The 22,164-nt window shown below is 41.7% G+C and carries 12 protein-coding genes; 11 read left to right on the forward strand and 1 reads right to left on the reverse strand.

The window, feature by feature from the left end; genetic code table 11:
- Window positions 1-23 precede the first annotated feature (23 nt).
- From L0P31_RS05095 to L0P31_RS05140, 10 genes are all read left to right on the forward strand, one after another.
- Window positions 24-1,610, forward strand: coding sequence for a glycosyltransferase family 52 (locus tag L0P31_RS05095; protein ID WP_238096057.1), 1,587 nt, complete (start codon window positions 24-26; stop codon window positions 1,608-1,610).
- Between the two features lie 3 nt (window positions 1,611-1,613).
- Window positions 1,614-2,864, forward strand: a complete 1,251-nt coding sequence (locus L0P31_RS05100; RefSeq protein WP_238096058.1) for a glycosyltransferase family 4 protein — start codon at window positions 1,614-1,616, stop codon at window positions 2,862-2,864.
- A gap of 102 nt (window positions 2,865-2,966) precedes the next feature.
- Window positions 2,967-7,988 (forward strand): SIALI-17 repeat-containing surface protein, encoded by a 5,022-nt coding sequence (locus L0P31_RS05105; RefSeq protein WP_238096060.1) that lies wholly within the window; start codon window positions 2,967-2,969, stop codon window positions 7,986-7,988.
- A gap of 343 nt (window positions 7,989-8,331) precedes the next feature.
- Window positions 8,332-8,772, forward strand: coding sequence for a zinc-dependent transcriptional regulator AdcR (gene adcR / locus L0P31_RS05110; RefSeq protein WP_238096061.1), 441 nt, complete (start codon window positions 8,332-8,334; stop codon window positions 8,770-8,772).
- Window positions 8,772-9,476, forward strand: a complete 705-nt coding sequence (locus tag L0P31_RS05115) for a metal ABC transporter ATP-binding protein (RefSeq protein ID WP_001269496.1) — start codon at window positions 8,772-8,774, stop codon at window positions 9,474-9,476. The genes adcR and L0P31_RS05115 overlap by 1 nt, the downstream gene beginning before the upstream one ends.
- On the forward strand, window positions 9,469-10,275 hold the full coding sequence (locus L0P31_RS05120; RefSeq protein ID WP_000950030.1) for a metal ABC transporter permease: 807 nt from the start codon (window positions 9,469-9,471) through the stop codon (window positions 10,273-10,275). Before L0P31_RS05115 ends, L0P31_RS05120 begins: the two co-directional genes overlap by 8 nt.
- 9 nt (window positions 10,276-10,284) lie before the next feature.
- On the forward strand, window positions 10,285-11,790 hold the full coding sequence (gene adcA, locus L0P31_RS05125) for a zinc ABC transporter substrate-binding lipoprotein AdcA (RefSeq protein WP_238096062.1): 1,506 nt from the start codon (window positions 10,285-10,287) through the stop codon (window positions 11,788-11,790).
- 164 nt (window positions 11,791-11,954) lie between these two features.
- Window positions 11,955-12,839, forward strand: coding sequence for an SPFH domain-containing protein (locus L0P31_RS05130; RefSeq protein WP_004235732.1), 885 nt, complete (start codon window positions 11,955-11,957; stop codon window positions 12,837-12,839).
- A gap of 184 nt (window positions 12,840-13,023) precedes the next feature.
- The gene (locus L0P31_RS05135) at window positions 13,024-16,812 is read left to right on the forward strand and encodes a glycoside hydrolase family 2 TIM barrel-domain containing protein (RefSeq protein WP_238096065.1); all 3,789 of its coding nucleotides are present in this window, start codon (window positions 13,024-13,026) and stop codon (window positions 16,810-16,812) included.
- 1 nt (window position 16,813) lies between these two features.
- Complete coding sequence (locus tag L0P31_RS05140; protein ID WP_238096067.1) at window positions 16,814-18,496, forward strand: alpha-L-fucosidase; 1,683 nt, start codon at window positions 16,814-16,816, stop codon at window positions 18,494-18,496.
- Window positions 18,497-18,541: 45 nt separating this feature from the next.
- Here the strand turns inward: L0P31_RS05140 and L0P31_RS05145 are convergent, their stop codons facing one another.
- A complete protein-coding gene (locus L0P31_RS05145; protein ID WP_238096069.1) occupies window positions 18,542-20,626 on the reverse strand; it encodes a GH92 family glycosyl hydrolase in 2,085 nt (694 codons plus the stop codon).
- Between the two features lie 170 nt (window positions 20,627-20,796).
- Here L0P31_RS05145 and L0P31_RS05150 point away from each other — a divergent pair, with 170 nt between their 5' ends.
- A complete protein-coding gene (locus L0P31_RS05150) occupies window positions 20,797-22,077 on the forward strand; it encodes a glycoside hydrolase family 125 protein (RefSeq protein ID WP_238096071.1) in 1,281 nt (426 codons plus the stop codon).
- The last annotated feature ends 87 nt before the right edge of the window (window positions 22,078-22,164 follow it).

Consider the following 22,164-nt stretch of genomic DNA (forward strand, 5'->3'; position numbering starts at 1 on the left):
AAGAATGTTATGAGGAGTTAAATTTGGAGAATATAATTTTTTGTTCATCTCCCTTCCAGGTTTTAGTTGCTAAAGAAGTTGTACAGACTGTTTCAGAAGACTTTATCGGGATTTATCTAAAGATGTCAAATGATACGAGACAGACTTTTTATGCTGAACGGATGGCAGAATTTTGTAAGGAAGTCCTTGTTTTAGAAGGAAAGACAGTCTTCAATGATATTCAGGAAGCCTTAAAAGACAGGGCCATCAGTAATCTCTATCTAGCAAGCTTAGACAATCCTGTAGCTCTTAGCGTCTTTAATCCAAGTACAATGAATTTGTATACTTTTGATGATGGTAGTACTTCCGTTGTACCTCTCAATCTCTATACACAAAATCTTGAGAGGGGCATTCCTTATACAAACTTTACCTTGAGAGAGGTTATGTCTTTGTCAAATAGACATTATACGGTATTTGAGGACTGTATCCTCTTCCCAAAAGAGAAGCAGGTTTTTCTAAAGCTTCATCTTGAACCAAGTCATTTTCATAGGGCTAAAAATGGCAAGAAAATAAGTGTTTTTCTGGGGCAATTTCTAGGCTCTCTCCTTTATCAGGAAGATTTGGAAATTACCCAAAAATTGACTGCTAAAATTTTAGATGAACAGAAGATTGATTATTACTATCCCCATCCAAGAGTGCCTTTGAATCCCTATCAAGATAAATTGAAAGAAACTAGATTTTGCTTTGAAGAAGAAATTTATCTTTTGCTAGAGGAGTATGAGTTCGTTGAGGTACATGGTTTTTACTCAACTTCGCTTTTATTGGTCAAAGATATAGAGGGTGTATCGGTTCAGGGGTATCGGACTTTTTTAACAACTCATGAATCAAATGTTTTTGCAAAACGAGGTGTGCCCTATCAAAATGTATCTCAATCGGACACAGCTGTTGATATTGTCATGCCTGTCTATAATGGAGCTGAAACCATTAGTCAAACGATTGATTCTGTTTTAAATCAAACCCATCAAGCCTTTCGACTGTTCATTGTGGATGATGGTTCGACAGATAATACAGAGGAAGTATGTAAGCCATATCTAGTAGACGAGCGAATACAGTATATTAGGGAAGATCATAAAGGGATTTCAGAAACGTTAAATCGTGGAGTTAGTTTGTCTCAAACGGCTTATGTAGCCAGACAAGATGCAGATGATGTATGGATGCCTTGGCACTTAGATCTTCTCTTGCAGGAGTTAGAGAAAAATCCTCAACTCGACCTTATCGGGGCTAGAGTTGTCGCAGAAGAAGATGCTATAACAGATAAAATTAAACGGAATCAATCTCATCATTTATCAGGAGAAAAATTGTGGTTAGAACTTGCTTATCAAAATGTCTTTAACCATTCAACCGTCATTTTTAAACGCTCTGCCTATGATGAAGCAGGAGGCTATGATGCTAAGTGTGATGGGTTTGAAGATTGGCATTTGTGGTCTCGTATGGTCACCAAGGATAATGCCCTGATTTTAAATGTCACAACGACCTACTATCGTTTATCAGAACGTCATAAACGAGGGATGGCTTTCCGTGCAAGACTAGCAAGAAGTCGTGGATTAAGATTGGAAGATGTATTGGACTAAACTATGGTGAAAGTATTTACAATAAAGGAAGGCGTTCCTGTAAGCACTTATGGCTTTGAAAGAAGTCAATTGGCACGTCAAGAAATTTTTAAAAGTCTGTCCCTAGAACAGAAACTCGTTATAACAAATCTGGAAAATTTTGTACCGAATTTTGTAGAAACCTTAGAAAAACTTGGTTTTGAAAACTTCTATCATGTTATTTTTGACCAGTCAGATCTGGCTAGACAAAAGCCGAGTGTAGACAAAGAATTTATTCAAGAACTAGATCATATCAGTGAAGTCGAGTACACAAAAGAGGGATATGTAGGTCTTGTTCATTATAAAAATGGCGATATAGAATGTTATACCTCTCAATTGCTGTATCGTTTCCAATATCAAGAAAATCTCTTTACTCTTTATGATAGTAAAGGGGAGTTGCTAAAAGGGGATGTGAGTGAAAATTACCATTCTTACCAAAACCTAAGAAGTGGGGAAACCTATACTCAATGGCAGTTAGTTAGTCTCTATCTAGCCAACAATTCTACAGTGGAAGATTGCTTTATCATTGATATGGTCAATGAATATCCTCTTCAATTGAGGAAATTTTTCCAAAATACAGGAAGAAAGCTATTTGCCTATACCCATTACAATATTTTAGATCCGATGATGAAGTTTGTCTTACAAGGGTGGTGCCAAAATATCGTTGCAAGTCCAGTTTTGGAGCAACTAATAGGGAAAGAAAAGGTTTGTTTTTTGCCTCCAATGTTTGTGGATGGAGTTTTGGAAAAAGAATATACAAGAGTCACCGATTGGTGTATCGTTGGTAATATGACGATGATCAAACGGTGTGCCTGGGCAATTGAGGCCTTTCGACAAGTGCCGGATAGCCAGTTAACGATTTATGGTAACTTACCAGATGGCTATAGCCAAAAAGACTTGCCGTCGAATGTCCATTATGCAGGTTTTCTAGAAGAGGTCCCTTATGAAAAGCACCAAGGCTATCTCTCTTGTTCTATGAGTGAATGCTTTGCCAATGCGGCTGTAGAAGCATCTGCCAAGGGCTTGGTTTGTCTTTTGTCTGATACAGATTTAGCACACAGGTACTATAAGAGCCAATCTAAAGGTGTCACAACATTTGGCGACATTGGGGAGTTAATCTTGTGGCTCAATGCTTATCAAAAAGAAGGTCGTTACGCGTCAGCAACATTCTCTAAAGACTATCAAAAAAAGGAAATTCTGGGTATGTATAAGTATGTATTATCCTTAGAAATATGATATAATTGAAAGCGTAAAACTTTCTTAGTTTTATAGTTTTTAGCGCACATTTTATAGATTCAAAATATAAAAAACAATGAAATTTTAGGAAGGCGATGTTTTATGTTTCATACTGATAGACAGGAGAAATTTTCTCTTCGTAAGTATAAAGATGGTCGAACAGATTCTAAGTTAATTGGGGCAACGATTTTGGCAACAGGTGTGGCTTTAGCAGTTGGTGTAAGTCCAGTAGCTGCTAATGTTACTTCTAATGGTACAGATATGGCAACAATGGTGACTGATACATCGAAAGTAGCTTCGACAGCAGCCACAACTTTTACGGATGATCAAGATGCGTCCAAGACAGTAAAAGTGGATGCGGTATTAGAAAAAGGAACTGCTGAACCGACAAAAGCCAACAGTAATACAGGCGATGCTGATGGAACGGATACGTTAAATGTTAAATCAGAAGCAACTGTCAATTATAAGCTTGATTCTGATAAGTCATTACTAAAATCAGAAACAGTAGAAGCGGGAACAGGTACTGTAAAAACTCCTTATGATAAAAAAGGTCTTGCTTACGATACAGATGGTAAAGACTACCGTGAATCAACTGTGACTCAACCAGGAACTGTTGTGTCTAAAGATACTGGAAAAAAAGATACGGTAGAAGCTAACGGTAAAGTCTATGAGTACGCTGGAAAATCTGAAGTAGAAGGTGCTGATAAGCTTACTTATGATAAAACGCATTTCAACGATATTGAAGCAGCAGTCTCTCCCGAAGGAATGCATAACAAACTAGGTGAGATTGACTATACAAAAACAAAAGGCAAAGTTTACTTAGTTGAAGAAACAGCTGATGGACAATACGGTAAGTATGTTGTAGCAGATAATGGAGTAACTAGCGATGAAGATGCTGTTACAAAATGGAATGATGGTCAAGCTGATGCTAAAGAGTTTACTAAGGCTAATGTAACTCTTCAAAAAGGTGATACAGTTCTTGTCCTTGATAAAGATACGTATGCAGTAGGTCAAGGTAAATCTATTAAAAAAATCAAAAAAGGAAATATTACTTTCTCAGTAGAAGGAAAAATAGAAGTAACAAAGAAAGACAGAGGCTATTTCTCAACTTATATTGTAGACGACTATACTTTTGATGGACCTAAAGTCAACCATTATTATACACCTGGCGCAGATGGAATTTATGGGACTGCTGATGATGTAGAAAAAACACCTAGCGAAGATCCTACTTACGCATTATTAGGTTTTGGAACTGGTTATTCTGGGTCTGAAGTACAAAATTTAGCAACAGGTGATGAATATAGTTATGATTATAGACTAAATAAATCTCAATCATCATTAAAAGATATTTTAAAAAATTATACGGTTGCTAATTATAAAGCTTTAGAGTTCTTAGAAGGAAAAGCGACAGATGCAACTGAAAGAGAGAAAGTTCAGGCGGCTAAAGCGCGTTTAGATGCACATCTAAAAACTTTAGAAGATGATATCCAATCTGGGAAAGTGGAACTAGGATTGATAAAAACTGGGAGACGTGCTGGGGAATTTGTTTTGCATGCTCCTATAGACCTTAATACAGGGTATATTTCATCTGCTTCTGAAGATAAATTCAAAAAAATGTTAGCAGGTTTTCCGGAAATTATTGGAGAAGTATCGGTTACTGCAGCTAAAACAGATACTACAGAACTTCAAGATGGTAAATATAGAGAAATCCACACGACTACAGTATATAAATATACTCCAGATGATTATTCTCCACACGCTTACATTGATGTTATAACAACTAAAAAAATTAAAGAGTACACTGTTTATACTGGTAAGCCAGATGACTATATTCCATTAGTGGAAACTGAACCTGATAAAGAAACGACTGTAACTACGTTAGTTAATAAAGGAAAAGTTGAAATTGCTGCAGACGGTACAGTAACAGTTACAGGAGATGCAAAAGTAACAGATGAAAAGTATATTCCTACAGAAACTGTTGCTGAAAATAAATACATCATTAGTGGTGATAATGGTACAAGAACTCGTACAGAAACAACTGAATCAGCGACATTCACTAAAAAAGAAATTATCACACCAATCCGCGCTTACAAGGTAATGGGTGAAGAAAAACCAGTAGTAACTCATTACTACAACTTAAAAATCACAAAAGAAGAAGCGGGAACTGCAACGGCTACTAAACAAGGTAGCGTCGTTATCAAGTACGTCACAACTGATGGAAAACAATTAAAAACAGAAACTGATAAAGATAATGTTACATTAGAAACAAAAACTATCGTAAGCTTATATTCAGGTGAAACAAAAGTTGACGAACGCACTGATGTTAAAACAGTAGAACAAAACTACGACACGACACCAAAACAATATCCAACCTTAGTGGATGCTGATACTGGATTTACATACGAGTATGTAGGTCTAAAACAAGGTTCTCCAGCTGCTAGCGGTAAAGTCGTAGAAGGAACAACAGAGGTTGTTTACGAATATCGTCTAGTAAGTGAAGAAGAGAAAACTCCGTCTAAATCAGAAGTTACAAAAACAGGTTCTGTTGATGTGAAACACGTTGTGATCAACGAAGATGGAACGTTAAAAACATTAAAAGAAACAGAAGTAGTGAAAGATAAAGTGCCAGTTGAGTATGAAGATACTTATGTAACTTACTCAAAAGGTGTAAAAGTATCTGAACGTAAAGAAAAACGTACAGCTACAGAAAAATACGACACTACTGATAAACAATACCCAACTCTAAAAGACGAAGCAACAGGTTTAGTTTATAAATATGTAGGGCAAACATCTGATTCAGCCCCAGCGACAGGTGATGTAACAGAAGGTGAGCAACACGTTATCTACAGCTATACTCTAGATAAACAAGAGGAAACAACACCGACTGTAACTGAAGCTAAAGGTTCAGTGGTTGTTAAGTACGTTGATGCTGATGGTAATGAAATCAAAGATTCTGCGAATGTAGTGACGGATGCAGTTGTTAAAACAACGAAAACATACGCTACTAAGTCAGGAGAGGTTGTACTGTCGACTCGTGATGAAGTAACAGAAAATGATGTAAACTACAATACTGTTGAAAAGAAAGTTGATACAATCACTAAAGATGGTAAGAAATATGTCTTCCGTGGAGTGTATGAAGTTTCTGATAAGTACAACAACGTATTAGAAGAAACAGGTAAGGCGAAAGAAGGAGTTACAACAGTTGTATACCAATACGATTATGTTATTCCAGTAGATCCAACTAAGCCTAATGAAGGTGATAATAATCCTCCAAAACCAGAGGATAAGATTCCTAATGACCCACAAAACCGTTCATACAAAGACTTAGGTCTCTTAAAAGAAGTCAAACGTGATATCACTTATGTATACGAAAATGGACCAAAAGTGGGACAGGAAGCAAGTGCACCTATTAACCAAAATGCACGCTTCACAAGAACTGCAGAAATCAATAGTAGAACTGGTGAGGTAGTATATACAAGCGAGTGGACTCCAGAACAAAAACTTGCAGAAGTAGTGTCACCAAAAATCGATAAATATGCAGTTGATAAAGAAAAAGTAGCTGAATTAGCAGTAACGCACGAATCTGAAGACAGTAGCGAAATTGTTAAATACCGTGAAAATCCTGAAATTATCGAACATGATGCAGCAAAAGACAAAAAAGGTTCTGTAGTTGTTAAGTATGTAGACGCTCAAGGAAATGAAATCAGTGAAGAGGTAACTGTTAAAGATAATGCAGTAGTAGAAAAAGCTACGACAAAAGTCTATGCAAATCGTGAAGAAACTACTTATACAGCAACAAATGAAGAATACAGCACTGTAGCGAACCGTAAAGACGTTATCGAAGCTAATGGTAAGAAATACAAATACAGCGGTGTATATGAAGCTTCTGATAAATTCAATAATACTACAGAAGAAACAGGTAAGGTGAAAGAAGGAACTACGACAGTTGTATACCAATATGACTACATTATTCCAGTAGATCCAACTAAACCTAACGATGGTGATCAAAATCCTCCAAAACCAGAGGATAAAATTCCTAACGATCCAAAAGGTCGCACCTACAAAGATTTAGGTTTACTAACAGAAGTGAAACGTAACATCACTTATGTATACGAAAATGGACCAAAAGCAGGTCAGGAAGCAAGTGCACCTGTTAACCAAAATGCTCGTTTCACAAGAACTGCCGAAATCAACAGTAGAACTGGTGAAGTGACGTATACAAGTGATTGGACTCCAGAACAAAAACTTGTTGAAGTAGTGTCACCAGAAATCAAAAATTACACTGTAGATAAAGCAAAGGTAGATGAATTAACTGTAACACATGAATCTAAAGATTCAGAGGTTGTTGTTAAGTATTCTCAGAATAAACCAAACAGTGTACGTGATTACGCAAAAGACAAAAAAGGAACAGTTATCGTTAAATTCGTAGATATTAATGAAAACTTCCTTGCAGATGACGTAGTCGCTAAGAACAATGTCATTGTAGCTGAAGCGACAACTACAATTATTGACGGCAAAGAAGAAACTACATATAAAGCTACCGGAGAAGAGTATGCTGTGACAGCTCCTGAGACTATCGAGGTAGATGGAGTAACATTCAAACTTAAACGTGTTTTTCCAGCTGGTGATAAATTCAAAAATACTGTAGAGGAAAAAGGTTTAGTTAAAGAAGGAGTAACTACAATTGTTTACCAATATGTAATGCAAATTGATGCTCCAAAAGTTGAAGTGCCAGAATTTGAAGGTGGAGTAGTTCCGTTAGATCCGCCAACTGTGGAGATTCCAGAGCTGAAGATTCCTGAAGAACCAAAACCACAGCCAGAGCCAAATCCAATTCCGACTCCAGCTCCTGCACCTACACCACAACCAGCTCCAACACCTCAACGAAACGAGACTCCAAAACCACCTGTACCTGTGGCGGAAGATTCGGGAACACCGGCAGTTCCGAACAAACCAGTACCTTCAAATTACAATCCGGATGGAAACACTTATCCAGCTCCATCAACTGAGGTAACTCAATTGCCAGATACTGGTACGGAATCGAACGCAGCCTTGGCAGCATTCGGATTTGTTGGAATTTTGAGTGGTCTAAGTATCGTTCTTCGTAAGAAGGATAATGAGTAAAATTTGTTCAAAATTTTAATGAGTTTCTAGTTATAGATTGCTAGACCTCTTGAGTGAGGTAAGGTATGTATTTGGAGAAGGCTTAGGCCTTCTCCATTTTATATATAATTTGAATAAAAAAGTGTTGTGTCTTCTACAATAGATTCAGATGATGGGCGACTTATGATGGAAATGCCAAGGAATTTCAATAGATGATAATATGGAAGAGTTCAAGAATGAAACTGGTTTTCACGTTTTTTCTTGACTCTTTTTTTGGTTGTGATATAATTAACCAGTAAATAATTTTTCAAAGAATAGTATTTTTCTCTTAAAAAAGAGAAGTCCAAAAGGAAAGGAGTCAGATATGAGACAGCTAGCGAAGGATATCGATGCTTTTTTGAATGAGGTGATTTTGCAGGCAGAAAATCAGCATGAAATCCTAATAGGTCATTGTACTAGCGAGGTGGCCCTGACCAATACTCAGGAGCACATTCTTATGCTCTTGTCAGAGGAATCTTTAACAAATTCAGAATTGGCGTGTCGCCTCAATGTCAGTCAGGCAGCAGTTACCAAGGCCATTAAGTCTTTGGTCAAGGAAGGGATGTTGGAAACATCTAAAGATCCTAAGGATGCGCGTGTGATTTTTTATCAGTTGACTGATTTGGCTCGTCCAATCGCTGAGGAGCACCATCATCACCATGAGCATACACTTTTAACCTATGAACAAGTGGCAACTCAGTTTACTCCAAATGAACAAAAAGTGATTCAGCGGTTTTTGACTGCTTTAGTAGGAGAAATCAAATAATGAGATACATTACGGTAGAGGATTTATCCTTCTATTATGATAAGGAGCCCGTTCTTGAACATATCAATTATAGTGTTGATAGTGGGGAATTTGTTACCTTGACAGGGGAAAATGGAGCAGCTAAGACGACACTGATTAAGGCCAGTCTTGGAATCCTCCAGCCACGCATTGGAAAGGTGACCATTTCAAAGACAAATACGCAGGGTAAGAAATTGAGAATAGCTTACCTTCCTCAACAGATTGCCAGTTTTAACGCTGGTTTTCCAAGTACGGTTTATGAATTTGTCAAGTCGGGTCGCTATCCGCGAAAAGGCTGGTTCCGTCGTTTGAATGCTCATGATGAGGAGCATATCAAGGCTAGTCTGGACTCAGTTGGAATGTGGGAACACCGAGACAAACGCTTGGGGTCTCTATCTGGAGGACAAAAGCAGCGAGCGGTGATCGCGCGTATGTTTGCTTCGGATCCAGATGTGTTTATCCTAGATGAGCCGACAACGGGGATGGATGCAGGAAGTAAAAACGAATTTTACGAACTCATGCACCACAGCGCCCATCATCATGGCAAGGCTGTTTTGATGATTACCCATGACCCTGAAGAAGTTAAGGACTATGCGGACCGCAATATTCATCTAGTCCGTAACCAAGACTCGCCATGGCGTTGTTTCAACGTTCATGAGAATGATCAGGAGGTGGGCCATGCTTAGTTTGTTATCTTATGACTTTATGCAACGTGCCTTTCTGGCCGTTATTGCCATGAGTCTTTTCTCGCCAGTATTGGGGACCTTCCTTATCTTGCGCCGTCAGAGTTTGATGAGTGATACCCTCAGCCACGTCTCACTTTCAGGTGTAGCCTTTGGTCTGGTACTAGGGATTTCTCCGACTATTTCCACTATTGCTATTGTCTTGATTGCGGCGGTCTTTCTGGAGTATCTCCGTACGGTTTACAAGAGCTTTATGGAAATCGGGACAGCTATCCTCATGTCAACGGGTCTGGCTGTTTCTCTGATTGTCATGAGCAAGGGTAAAAGCTCGAGTTCTATGAGTTTGGACCAGTATCTTTTTGGTTCAATCGTGACGATCAGCGAAGAGCAGGTTATTTCCCTCTTTGTCATTGCGGCGGTTGTTTTGATTTTGACCTTCCTCTTCCTTCGTCCGATGTACATTTTGACCTTTGATGAGGATACGGCCTTTGTGGATGGCTTGCCAGTTCGTACCATGTCCATTCTTTTTAACATGGTGACGGGGGTGGCCATTGCCCTTATGATTCCAGCTGCGGGAGCTCTTCTGGTATCGACCATTATGGTCTTGCCAGCCAGTATTGCCCTGCGTCTCGGGAAAAACTTTAAATCGGTTATGCTGCTTGCCAGTGCTATTGGATTTTTGGGAATGGTAGCAGGACTTTACATTTCCTACTATGCAGAAACACCTGCAAGTGCAAGTATTACCATTATTTTTGTAACTGTCTTTTTACTTATTAGTTTAGTAAGACGTTTTATCAAATAGGAGACTAACGTGAAAAAAATTAGCTTATTGTTCGCCAGTTTATGTGCCTTGTTTTTAGTGGCTTGTTCCAATCAAAAGCAGGCAGATGGCAAACTAAATATTGTGACAACCTTTTACCCTGTCTATGAATTTACCAAGCAAGTCGCAGGAGATACTGCTAATGTAGAACTCCTCATCGGTGCTGGTACAGAACCCCATGAATATGAACCGTCTGCCAAGGCAGTTGCCAAAATCCAAGACGCAGATACCTTCGTTTATGAAAATGAAAACATGGAAACATGGGTCCCTAAATTGCTAGATACTTTGGATAAGAAAAAGGTCAAAACCATCAAGGCGACAGGCGATATGTTGCTTTTGCCAGGTGGTGAGGAAGAAGAGGGAGACCATGACCATGGAGAAGAAGGCCATCACCATGAGTACGATCCCCATGTTTGGTTATCACCAATTCGTGCCATTAAACTTGTAGAGCACATCCGTGATAGCTTGTCAGCAGATTATCCTGATAAAAAAGAGACCTTTGAGAAGAATGCTGCTGCCTATATCGAAAAATTACAAGCCTTGGATAAGGCTTATGCAGAAGGCTTGTATCAAGCCAAACAAAAGAGCTTTGTGACTCAACACGCAGCTTTTAACTACCTTGCCTTGGACTATGGGCTTAAGCAAGTATCAATCTCAGGTCTCTCTCCGGATGCAGAACCATCAGCTGCTCGCTTGGCAGAATTGACAGAGTATGTCAAGAAAAATAAAATTGCCTATATCTACTTTGAAGAAAATGCTTCTCAAGCCCTTGCTAACACACTTTCAAAAGAGGCAGGTGTCAAAACAGATGTCCTTAATCCTTTAGAAAGTCTGACAGAAGAGGATACCAAGGCTGGAGAAAACTACATTTCCGTTATGGAGAAAAACCTCAAGGCTCTAAAACAAACAACGGACCAAGAAGGCCCAGCAATTGAGCCCGAAAAGGCAGAGGATACTAAGACAGTTCAAAATGGTTACTTTGAGGATGCAGACGTTAAGGACCGCACTTTGAGTGACTATGCAGGTAACTGGCAATCAGTTTATCCTTTCCTTGAAGATGGCACGTTGGATCAAGTCTTTGACTACAAGGCTAAGTTGACTGGTAAGATGACTCAGGCTGAGTACAAGGCTTACTATACAAAAGGCTACCAGACAGATGTGACTAAGATTAACATTACTGATAATACTATGGAATTTGTTCAAGGTGGACAAAGTAAGAAATTCACCTACAAGTATGTTGGAAAGAAAATCTTGACTTATAAGAAAGGAAATCGTGGCGTGCGCTTCCTCTTTGAAGCGACAGATGCGGATGCTGGACAATTCAAGTATGTTCAGTTTAGTGACCATAATATCGCCCCAGTTAAGGCAGAACATTTCCATATCTTCTTTGGAGGCACAAGCCAAGAAGCCCTCTTTGAAGAAATGGATAACTGGCCAACCTATTACCCAGATAACCTATCTGGTCAAGAAATCGCCCAAGAAATGTTGGCGCATTGATGAGAATCAAAGGATAGCTTTGTATGAGGCTATCCTTTTTAGTTACAAAATAGATGGTTAACATTTTATTTTTAAAAATCGCAGTAAAAACTGCACAGCCTTCTTTAAATGTGCTATAATACAGGAAAATAATGATGGAGGTCACGATAATGGCAACATTTTTGATGATTTTTGTGGTGGTTTGTGTGCTCCTATTGGTGATAGTCACACTGAGTACAGTTTATGTGGTTCGTCAGCAGTCGGTGGCGATTATTGAACGCTTTGGGAAATACCAAAAGGTTGCCAATAGCGGTATTCATATTCGCTTGCCTTTTGGGATTGACTCGATTGCAGCGCGGATTCAGTTGCGCTTGTTGCAAAGCGATATTGTGGTTGAGACTAAGACCAAGGACAATGTGTTCGTTATGATGAATGTAGCGACTCAGTACCGTGTCAATGAGCAGAGCGTGACAGATGCCTACTATAAACTCATGCGTCCAGAATCTCAGATTAAATCTTATATCGAAGACGCTCTTCGCTCTTCTGTTCCAAAATTAACCTTGGATGAATTGTTTGAGAAAAAAGATGAGATTGCCCTTGAAGTCCAACACCAAGTAGCAGAAGAAATGACTACTTATGGTTATATTATCGTGAAAACCTTGATAACCAAGGTTGAACCAGATGCAGAAGTCAAGCAATCCATGAATGAAATCAATGCGGCGCAACGTAAGCGGGTCGCAGCGCAAGAATTGGCGGAAGCAGACAAGATTAAAATCGTCACTGCAGCTGAAGCAGAAGCAGAAAAAGACCGTCTTCATGGTGTGGGGATTGCCCAACAACGTAAGGCGATTGTGGATGGATTGGCAGAGTCTATCACCGAACTCAAGGAAGCCAATGTTGGTATGACAGAAGAGCAAATCATGTCCATTCTTTTGACCAACCAGTATTTGGATACCTTGAATACCTTTGCCTCTAAAGGAAACCAAACTATCTTTTTACCAAATACGCCAAATGGTGTGGATGATATCCGTACACAAATCTTGTCAGCCCTTCGCGCTGAGAAGAAATAATAGACTAAAGAGCTTGGTTTCAGGCTCTTTTTGTTTTACGATCGTGGGCTTGGGAACTAAAATTCTCCTCTACAAATTATAGAATCTTTTCTGAGTATTTAGGGAGTGATGGAGGAAGTGTTGAAAGCGCTTTTGTTTTGTGCTATAGTCAAGTAAATCGAGTCGTTTAAAGAGGAATGCTTGTATGAGAAGAGAAGAAGTTTTACGAAATCACTGGTTTTTTAGCCAGGAAGTGGGGAAAGAAGATGCCTTGGCACCAGATTTTCAGAGGGAAAATTGGCAGGCTATTCAAGTGCCACACGACTGGAGTATTTACAATGATTTTGACCAGTATTCGCCAGCGCAAAATGAGGGTGGTCAGCTAAATGGGGGTCAGGCTTGGTACCGGACGCAGTTTTACTTGGAAGAAGATGTCAGTCTTGTATCGGTGCGTTTGTTGTTTGATGGAGTTTACATGAATGCCCAAGTTTATATCAACGGGCAAGTGCTGGGTTATTATCCAAATGGCTACACACCTTTTTCTTATGATATCACGCCTTATCTAAGAAATGATGGGACGGCCAACCAGCTTGCGGTTTTTGTGGAAAATCAGCAACCTAGCAGTCGTTGGTATTCTGGTAGCGGTATTTACCGAGAAGTGAGATTGTTGATTACAGATTCGGTGCATCTGGATTTATATGGGATTAAGATAGAAAGTCCCAAGCTAAAGGAACAAAGAGATGGATGGGTGGAAACTCAGCTTACAAGTAAGGTTTCAAATGATGGACCTCAGTCCGTGTCGGTGTATTTGGAGCAGAGTATCTGGTATGATGGACAACAGGTTTCAGACTGGCAGGCGACAGACTCTCTAGTAATTGAGTCTGGGGACAAATATTCTTTCAAACAAGCCATATCAATTTTTCACCCCTTGCTTTGGGATATTGACCACCCTCGTCTCTATCAATTGAAGACTCGCCTCTACAAAAATGGCATTTTGGTTGATGAAGAAGAGGAGACTTTTGGTTACCGTTATATGGATTGGCAAGCGGATAAGGGCTTCTTTCTCAATGGTCGCTGGTTGAAGATTCATGGGGTTTGTCTCCACCATGACTATGGAGCACTGGGAACTGTGGAAAACAGGTCAGCTGCCGAGAGACGCTTGCGCCAGATGAAGGAAATGGGGGTCAATGCTATTCGAATCACCCATAATCCAGCCAGTAGCATCTTGCTGGATGTGGCTGCTAAAATGGGGCTACTTATTCAAGAGGAAGCCTTTGACACCTGGTATGGAGGCAAGAAAGAATATGACTATGGTCGCTTTTTTGAGGAAGAAGCGACTCATCCAGAAGCGAAAGCTGGCGATTTCTGGTCAGACTATGATTTGCGAATCATGATTGAGCGTGGCAAGAACAACCCAGCGATCATTATGTGGTCCTTGGGAAATGAAGTCAGCGAAGCAAATGGCGATGCTCATTCATTGAAGACTATCAAACGCTTGCTAGAAAGGGTTAAGGAAGTTGATGATAGCCGTTTTGTGACCATGGGAATGGATCAATTCCGCTTTGGCGATGGTTCTGGAGGTCATGAAAAGATTGCTGATTTGCTGGATGTGGTGGGCTTAAATTACTCGGAAGATAATATTGATGGGATTCGCAAAAGACATCCCAAGTGGCGACTTTACGGATCTGAAACCTCATCGGCTACAAGGACGCGTGACAGCTATTTTCGACCAGATAAGGAATGGGTTGGGGATAATCGCCGCGTGCGGAATTTTGAACAGTCAGACTATGGCAATGATCGAGTTCCTTGGGGGAAGACGGCGACGGCTTCTTGGATAGCAGATAGAAATCGGCTAGACTATGCGGGTCAGTTTATCTGGACAGGAGTGGACTATATCGGTGAGCCGACTCCTTGGCACAACCAAAATGACACGCCTGTAAAGAGTTCCTATTTTGGGATTGTGGACACAGCAGGGATTCCTAAAAATGACTATTATCTCTATCAAAGTCAGTGGGTGGACCTAGATCAGCAGCCTATGGTTCATATCCTGCCCCACTGGAATTGGGAAATCCACAAGAGTTATCAACAAGTTGTGGATAAGTATGGGGATATCCCTGTTCGAGTGTATTCAAATGCTGGTTCAGTAGAGCTATTTCTCAATGGAAAATCCCAAGGCAGAAAGAATTTTCAGGAAAAATGGACTTCAGATGGTAGAAAATACCAAGAGGGACAAGGTTATGCCCAGCTCTATCTTGAATGGCGTTTGCCCTATCAACCGGGAGAATTGCGTGCTGTGGCCTATGACAGTCAAGGTCAGCTTGTGGCAGAAGATAGGGTGGTGACTGCAGGTAAGCCAGCCAAAATCGGGTTACATGCCGATAAATCACAACTGGAGCCAGATGGGCAAGACCTCCTTTATCTCTATTTTGATGTATTGGACCAAGCTGGAAATTGGGTGCTGAGTGCTTCCAATCAGCTTCATTTTGAAATTGAAGGCCCTGCTCGTATTGTAGGAGTGGATAATGGCAGGCAGGCCAGTCGTGAACGTTATCAAGCCCAGAAAAATGGTCAGTTTAAGCGGAAAGCCTTTCATGGCAGAGGTGTCCTCTTAGTTCAGAGCTTGGAGCAGGTGGGTCTAGTCAGAGTAAAGGCCAGTGCCAGAGGGCTAGAGCCAGCAAGTTTTGATATCTTAGTGGGAGAGGCTTTTGATTGCAAGCCAGTAAAAAATCAGCGCTTGTTTGAGATTCGAGTGGACAAGCAGGCAGGATTACAAGAAGGATCTTCCCCATCTATTGGACTTTATCCACAAACTGTGGATAACCCTGTGAACAAGGTGGGGAATAGTGAAGTGATTTGGGAGATGAGTGGCAGTGCCCACGCCATTATCAAGCAGGGAGTGCTTCATTGCTTGTCTGCAGGGGACTTGGCTATTCGCGCCTTTTATCAAGGGAAGGCCTATCAAACTCATTTGCAGGTGGCAGAAAATACCTCACTAAGGCAAGCAGTTTCTGTACGACCACTTCGCTTGTATACAAATAAGGGAACTTATCCACAGCTTCCATCTTCAGTTTTGGTGGACTATGAGTTTGGCGGTGCAAAACGAGTCAAGGTTGTTTGGGAGACGATCTCCGAAGAAGATATAGCAAGCTTTCATGAATTTACGGTATCTGGTCAGCTGGAAGGGCTGGATTTAAAGGCTTCTGCTCAGGTTTGTGTCCAAGGGATTTGCGCTATTGAGCCTGAAAGGGTTTGGACGCTTGTTAAGGAAGCCCCACATTTACCAGACCGAGTCAAGCTAGTCTTATCAGATGGCAGACGAGATACGACCAAGGTGACTTGGGATGAACTCAATCCTCAAGTCTATGCTCAGGTAGGAAAATATGTGCTCACAGGGCAAGTAGCGGGCTGTGAGTTGCCAGCAACAGTCACCATTCATGTGACAGATGCCAGTGTAGATGGGGAAGTTATTTCCAATCAGTGGACAGGATCTAACCTGCCTCTGGTCTTTGCTTCCCACTCAGAACCGAATCATCCAGCCTCTTACCTCAATGACAAGGTTATTGCTAGGAAGAAATCGACAGCCAATACTTGGATTACCAAGTCAGAGCAGGCTAGCGTCGGTATTCTGTTTGGAGATGCAGGGATTTTAAAACCGCGATTTGTGGATAACCTGACCGTGTATTATGTTGAAAATCAAGACTATGTGGCGGTGGAGCCAAGCTTTATTGATTATTACATAGGGAATGAGCCTAGCCTGCTTCGGACTCCCAACCATTTGGATAAGGATTCCCTGCTCAAGCAAGAGCAGAATTGGCGCCCTGTATCAGCTATCCGAAAAGTGTCAAGCGACAAGGATGAGGAGCTTCGTTTTGAATTTGACAAGGTGGAAACCTATGCCCTTCGGCTTCGATTTGAAGGCTTGACTAGTCCCCTAGCCTTAACAGAATTGCAAGTACATGCCAAAAAAGTAAAGAAAAATGTAGATAGGAAGTAATATGGTAAGAGAAATAAAACCGCATGGGCCCTTGCCTAGTCAGACCCAGCTAGCTTATTTAGAGGATGAACTAGCAGCCTTTATCCATTTTGGCCCAAATACCTTTTATGATCAGGAATGGGGGACAGGTCAGGAAGATCCTGAACGCTTTAATCCGACAAGGTTAGATGCGCGTGAGTGGGTTCGCGTGCTCAAGGAAACGGGCTTTAAAAAGTTGATTTTGGTGGTCAAGCACCATGACGGCTTTGTCCTTTATCCGACGGCTCACACAGATTATTCGGTCAAGGCCAGTCCTTGGAGGAATGGAGAGGGGGACTTGCTCCTTGAAGTATCCCAAGCTGCCACGGAGTTTGATATGGATATGGGGGTCTACCTATCGCCTTGGGATGCCCACAGTCCTCTCTATCATGTGGAGCGAGAAGCGGACTATAATGCCTATTATCTGGCTCAGCTAAAGGAGATTTTATCAAATCCTGCCTATGGAAATGAAGGGAAATTTGCAGAGGTATGGATGGATGGTGCTAGAGGAGAGGGCGCTCAAAAGGTCAATTATGAATTTGAGAAATGGTTTGAAACCATTCGTGAGCTACAGGGAGATTGCTTGATTTTTTCAACAGAAGGCACCAGTATCCGCTGGATTGGCAATGAACGAGGGTATGCAGGTGATCCACTGTGGCAAAAGGTGAATTCTGACAAACTAGGAACAGAAGCAGAGCTGGACTATCTTCAGCATGGAGATCCCTCAGGTACGATTTTTTCAATCGGAGAGGCAGATGTTTCCATCCGGCCAGGTTGGTTTTACCATGAGGACCAGGATTCTAAGTCTCTTGAGGAGTTGGTCGAAATCTATTTTCACTCAGTGGGGAGAGGAACCCCGCTCCTACTTAATATTCCGCCGAATCAAGCTGGGCTATTTGATGCAAAGGATATTGAACGCCTCTATGAATTTGCGGCCTATCGCAATGAGCTCTATAAAGAAGATTTGGCTCTGGGAGCTAAGGTATCTGGTTCTGCTCTTTCCGCAGACTTTGCCTGTCACTATTTGACAGATGGCCTTAAGACCAGCTCTTGGGCAAGCGATGCAGGCTTGCCAATCCAGTTAGAACTCGACTTAGGGTCACCTAAAACTTTTGATGTAATTGAGTTAAGAGAGGATTTGAAGCTAGGGCAACGAATTGCTGGTTTTTATGTGCAAGTAGAGGTGGACGGTGTCTGGCAAGAATTTGGTACAGGCTTTACAGTTGGTTATAAGCGCCTCTTGCGAGGTTCGCTAGTAGAGGCACAGAAGGTGCGCGTGATGATTACAGAGTCACAGGATTTACCTGTATTGACAAAGATTTCACTCTATAAAACTCCTAGCTTATCAAAAACAGAAGTTGTTCAGGGGCTAGCATTTGTAGAAAAAAGTCTAGCTGTGACAAAGGGAGAGACTCTTCATTTTAGGATTGAACGTAGCGAAAGTAGTACTCCTTTAGAGACTAAGATTTCGATCCAACCGGGGACAGGTGTCCATGGTGTCGCCTATCAGGACGAAATTCAAGTCCTTCAATTCCAAGCTGGGGAAAGCAAAAAAGACCTGACCATACCAACCCTGTATTTTGCTGCCGACAAGACCTTGGATTTCTATCTGAATCTGACTGTTGATGGACAGCTGGTTGATCAAGCTCAAGTACAAGTTTCATAAAATAAAAGAACCTTTGCACGATACAAAGGTTCTTTTGTCTACTAGCTAGTGACTTGGTAACCAGCTGAGGGTGAAGGTTAGTTGTTCAGCTTTTAGGAGATCTTGGTGTTGAATAGTTGATACTAGAGTTGTGTCCAGTCGGCATTCTTTTACAAAGTTAAAATGGCTGTGGTTTTGCTCAGCATGAATATCTAGCCATTTATCTTCTTTGGCAAGGTAGACTCGGAGGTGGTCAAAGAGAGGGATTCCGAGGTCATAGCTTGGTTTTCCTGGACAGGTCGGATAAAAACCGAGAGTTGACCAGATGTACCAGGCTGAGAGACTGCCATTGTCTTCATCGCCAGGATAGGCTTCCCAACTTGGGTGAAAAGCTTTCTGACGGAGCGTCTTGATGAGAAGAGCAGTGTAGTCAGGGTAATCGCAGTAACGGAAGAGATAAGGAATGTGAAAGCTTGGCTGGTTGGAAATGGCGAGTTGTCCAAAAGGAGCAGTAGCCATCTCGCTCATTTCGTGAATCTCGTAGCCATAGCCTGTTGTCTCAAAGAGGGGAGCCTCCTGACAGGCTTTTAAAAGATAGTTGCTAAAGGCTTCTTTTCCACCCATAAGCTGGATCAAGCCTGGGATATCGTGGAGGACGCCTAAAGTTGCTTGGATGGCTGAACATTCGGCATAATCACGTCCCCAACTATAAGGAGAGAAATCAGGACGGAAGTTGCCTTGACCATCACGCGCTCGCATGTAACCTGTCTCAGCGTCAAATAGATGGCGGTAATTTTGTGATGCGGCCTTGTAGGTTTCAGCGATTTCTATTTTCCCTAGTTTTTCAGCACAGCTAGAGATACAAAAGTCACTATAGGCATAGTCTAGGGTGTGGCTGACGCTTTCGTGGTGGTCGGTAGAGAGGTAGCCTAGTTCTTGGTATTGGGCTAATCCGTGACGACCATTGATGCCGAGAGGGTCGGACTTGGTGGCTGTTTCAAGCATGGCTTGGAGGAGTTCTTCTTCTAGGTCGGGGGCCATGTCCTTGCAGGCGCTATCTGCGATAATGCCATCTAGCAGGGTACCTGGCATCATGCCACGTTCATCTGGAGCCAGCCATTTTGGAAGGAAACCAGTATCGCGGTAGTTATTGAGAAATCCTTCTAAGAAGCGGTGGTAGTGTTCTGGTATGATAAGAGCAAAGAGGGGGAAGGTGGTGCGGAAGGTATCCCAGAAACCATTGTTGCTGAAGAGGACACCAGGCTTGACAGTTCCAGTAGCCAAATCTATGTGGATGGCTTGTCCTGATTCATCAACCTCATAAAAAGTCTGAGGAAAGAGGAAGAGTCTGTAGAGACAGTGATCAAAGAAGGTCCGGTCAGCCTCTCCTGTCTTTATAACATCAAAACGATGGAGGAGATTTTCCCAGTCCGCTTGTGCATTTGCTTTACAGTTATCAAAATCTTTTTGAGGTAGATTAAGCAGAGCCTGAGAGTGAGAGATGAAAGAAGTCGCTAGCTGAATTTCAGCATGGCTACTTGCTAAGTCAATTAGCCAGTCTTCGCCTTCTTGGCTGATAGCAAGGATATCCGTATTCATTTTCAGGGATGTGAACAGTATCAGTGGATTTTTGTTGGTTTCAGTTTTACCTTCTTGTCGTAGGGTAAGAGTCCGCTCATCTACTTGCTCCACTGTCAGTTCATCTGCTGCGTGAAGATAGAGGGAGAGGGCTTTGCCTTGCTTTTGTTCCAAACGAATAGAAGCACCGTAGCAAGTCGGTGTAAGCTGGCTTTCAATCTGATAGCGCAGGGAGAAAATTTTCAGATAATGAGGTTGGAAAGAGGCCTTATCCATATCATAGGAAGACTGGCGATGGAAGAGGCTGTCTCCACCCAGTTGGCCTGTGACAGGTGTCAGAAGGAGCCAAGAGTAGTCGCCAATCCAAGGGCTGGGCTGGTGGGTTAATCGAATCCCCTGAAAGATAGGCAGATGCGGATCGAAAAACCAAGAGCCCTCCTGGTCACTGGTCTGGGGTACAAAGTAATTCATCCCAAAAGGCACGCCTGTGTATGGCAGGGTATTTCCCCGAGAGAAGGCATGCTTGCTGGCAGTTCCAAAGCGGGTATCGATGGTTTCAAGTAGTAGTTTCATAGTCTTTCCTTTAGCTGTTTTTCTACATTATATCAGAAAAAGAGGGCCTTTAGAAAAGGAGCTTCAAAGATAACTATTTTGTAGAAAAATGACTATCATTTGTGTATGTATTTTCTGTCTCAAAAGCTATATACTGAAAATGAAACTTGTTTGAAAGAGGACACTGCACGATGATTTATTCAAAAGAAATTGTTCGAGAATGGCTAGATGAAGTGGCAGAGCGGGCTAAGGACCATCCAGAGTGGGTGGATGTTTTCGAGCGTTGCTATACAGACACCTTGGACAATACGGTTGCAATCCTAGAAGATGGTTCAACCTTTGTACTCACTGGTGATATTCCTGCTATGTGGCTTCGAGATTCGACAGCTCAACTAAGACCCTACCTGCATGTGGCTAAAAGAGATGCCCTCCTGCGTCAGACCATTGCAGGTTTGGTCAAGCGTCAGATGACCTTGGTACTCAAGGATCCTTATGCCAATTCCTTTAATATTGAGGAAAACTGGAAGGGGCACCACGAGACCGACCATACAGACCTTAATGGCTGGATTTGGGAACGCAAGTACGAGGTGGACTCGCTTTGCTATCCTTTGCAGTTGGCTTATCTCCTATGGAAAGAGACTGGCGAGACTAGCCAGTTTGATGAGACTTTTGTCGCAGCGACTAAGGAAATTCTCCATCTGTGGACAGTGGAACAAGACCACAAGAACTCTCCTTATCGTTTTGTCCGAGATACGGACCGTAAGGAAGACACCTTGGTAAATGATGGATTTGGCCCTGACTTTGCAGTGACAGGTATGACTTGGTCAGCCTTTCGTCCGAGTGATGACTGTTGTCAGTATAGTTACTTGATTCCGTCAAATATGTTTGTTGTAGTAGTCTTGGGTTATGTGCAAGAAATCTTTGCAGCATTAAACCTAGCTGATAGCCAGAGAATTATTGCTGATGCCAAGCGCCTCCAGTCTGAAATCCAAGAAGGAATCGAAAATTACGCCTACACAAGCAACAGCAAGGGCGAAAAGATTTATGCCTTTGAAGTAGACGGTTTGGGAAATGCTAGCATTATGGATGATCCAAATGTACCAAGTTTGTTGGCTGCGCCTTATCTGGGCTACTGTTCAGTCGATGATGAAGTTTACCAAGCAACTCGCCGTACCATTCTGAGTCCAGAAAATCCTTACTTCTATCAGGGAGAATACGCTAGCGGTCTCGGAAGTTCTCATACCTTCTATCGCTATATCTGGCCAATCGCCCTTTCTATCCAAGGTTTGACAACAAGAGATAAGGCAGAGAAGAAATTCTTGTTGGATCAGCTGGTTGCTTGCGATGGTGGTACAGGTGTCATGCACGAAAGCTTCCACGTGGACGACCCAACTCTCTACTCTCGTGAATGGTTCTCTTGGGCTAACATGATGTTCTGTGAATTGGTCTTGGATTACTTGGATATCCGCTAAGGAACATGCTTTAGCGCAACTGATTCTTGGAAAGAATCATAAATTTACATCCAAAAACGTTAACAATAAAAATTTAAATTTAGAATG

The organism is Streptococcus mitis, from assembly GCF_022137125.1.
Taxonomy (GTDB): domain Bacteria; phylum Bacillota; class Bacilli; order Lactobacillales; family Streptococcaceae; genus Streptococcus; species Streptococcus mitis_CE.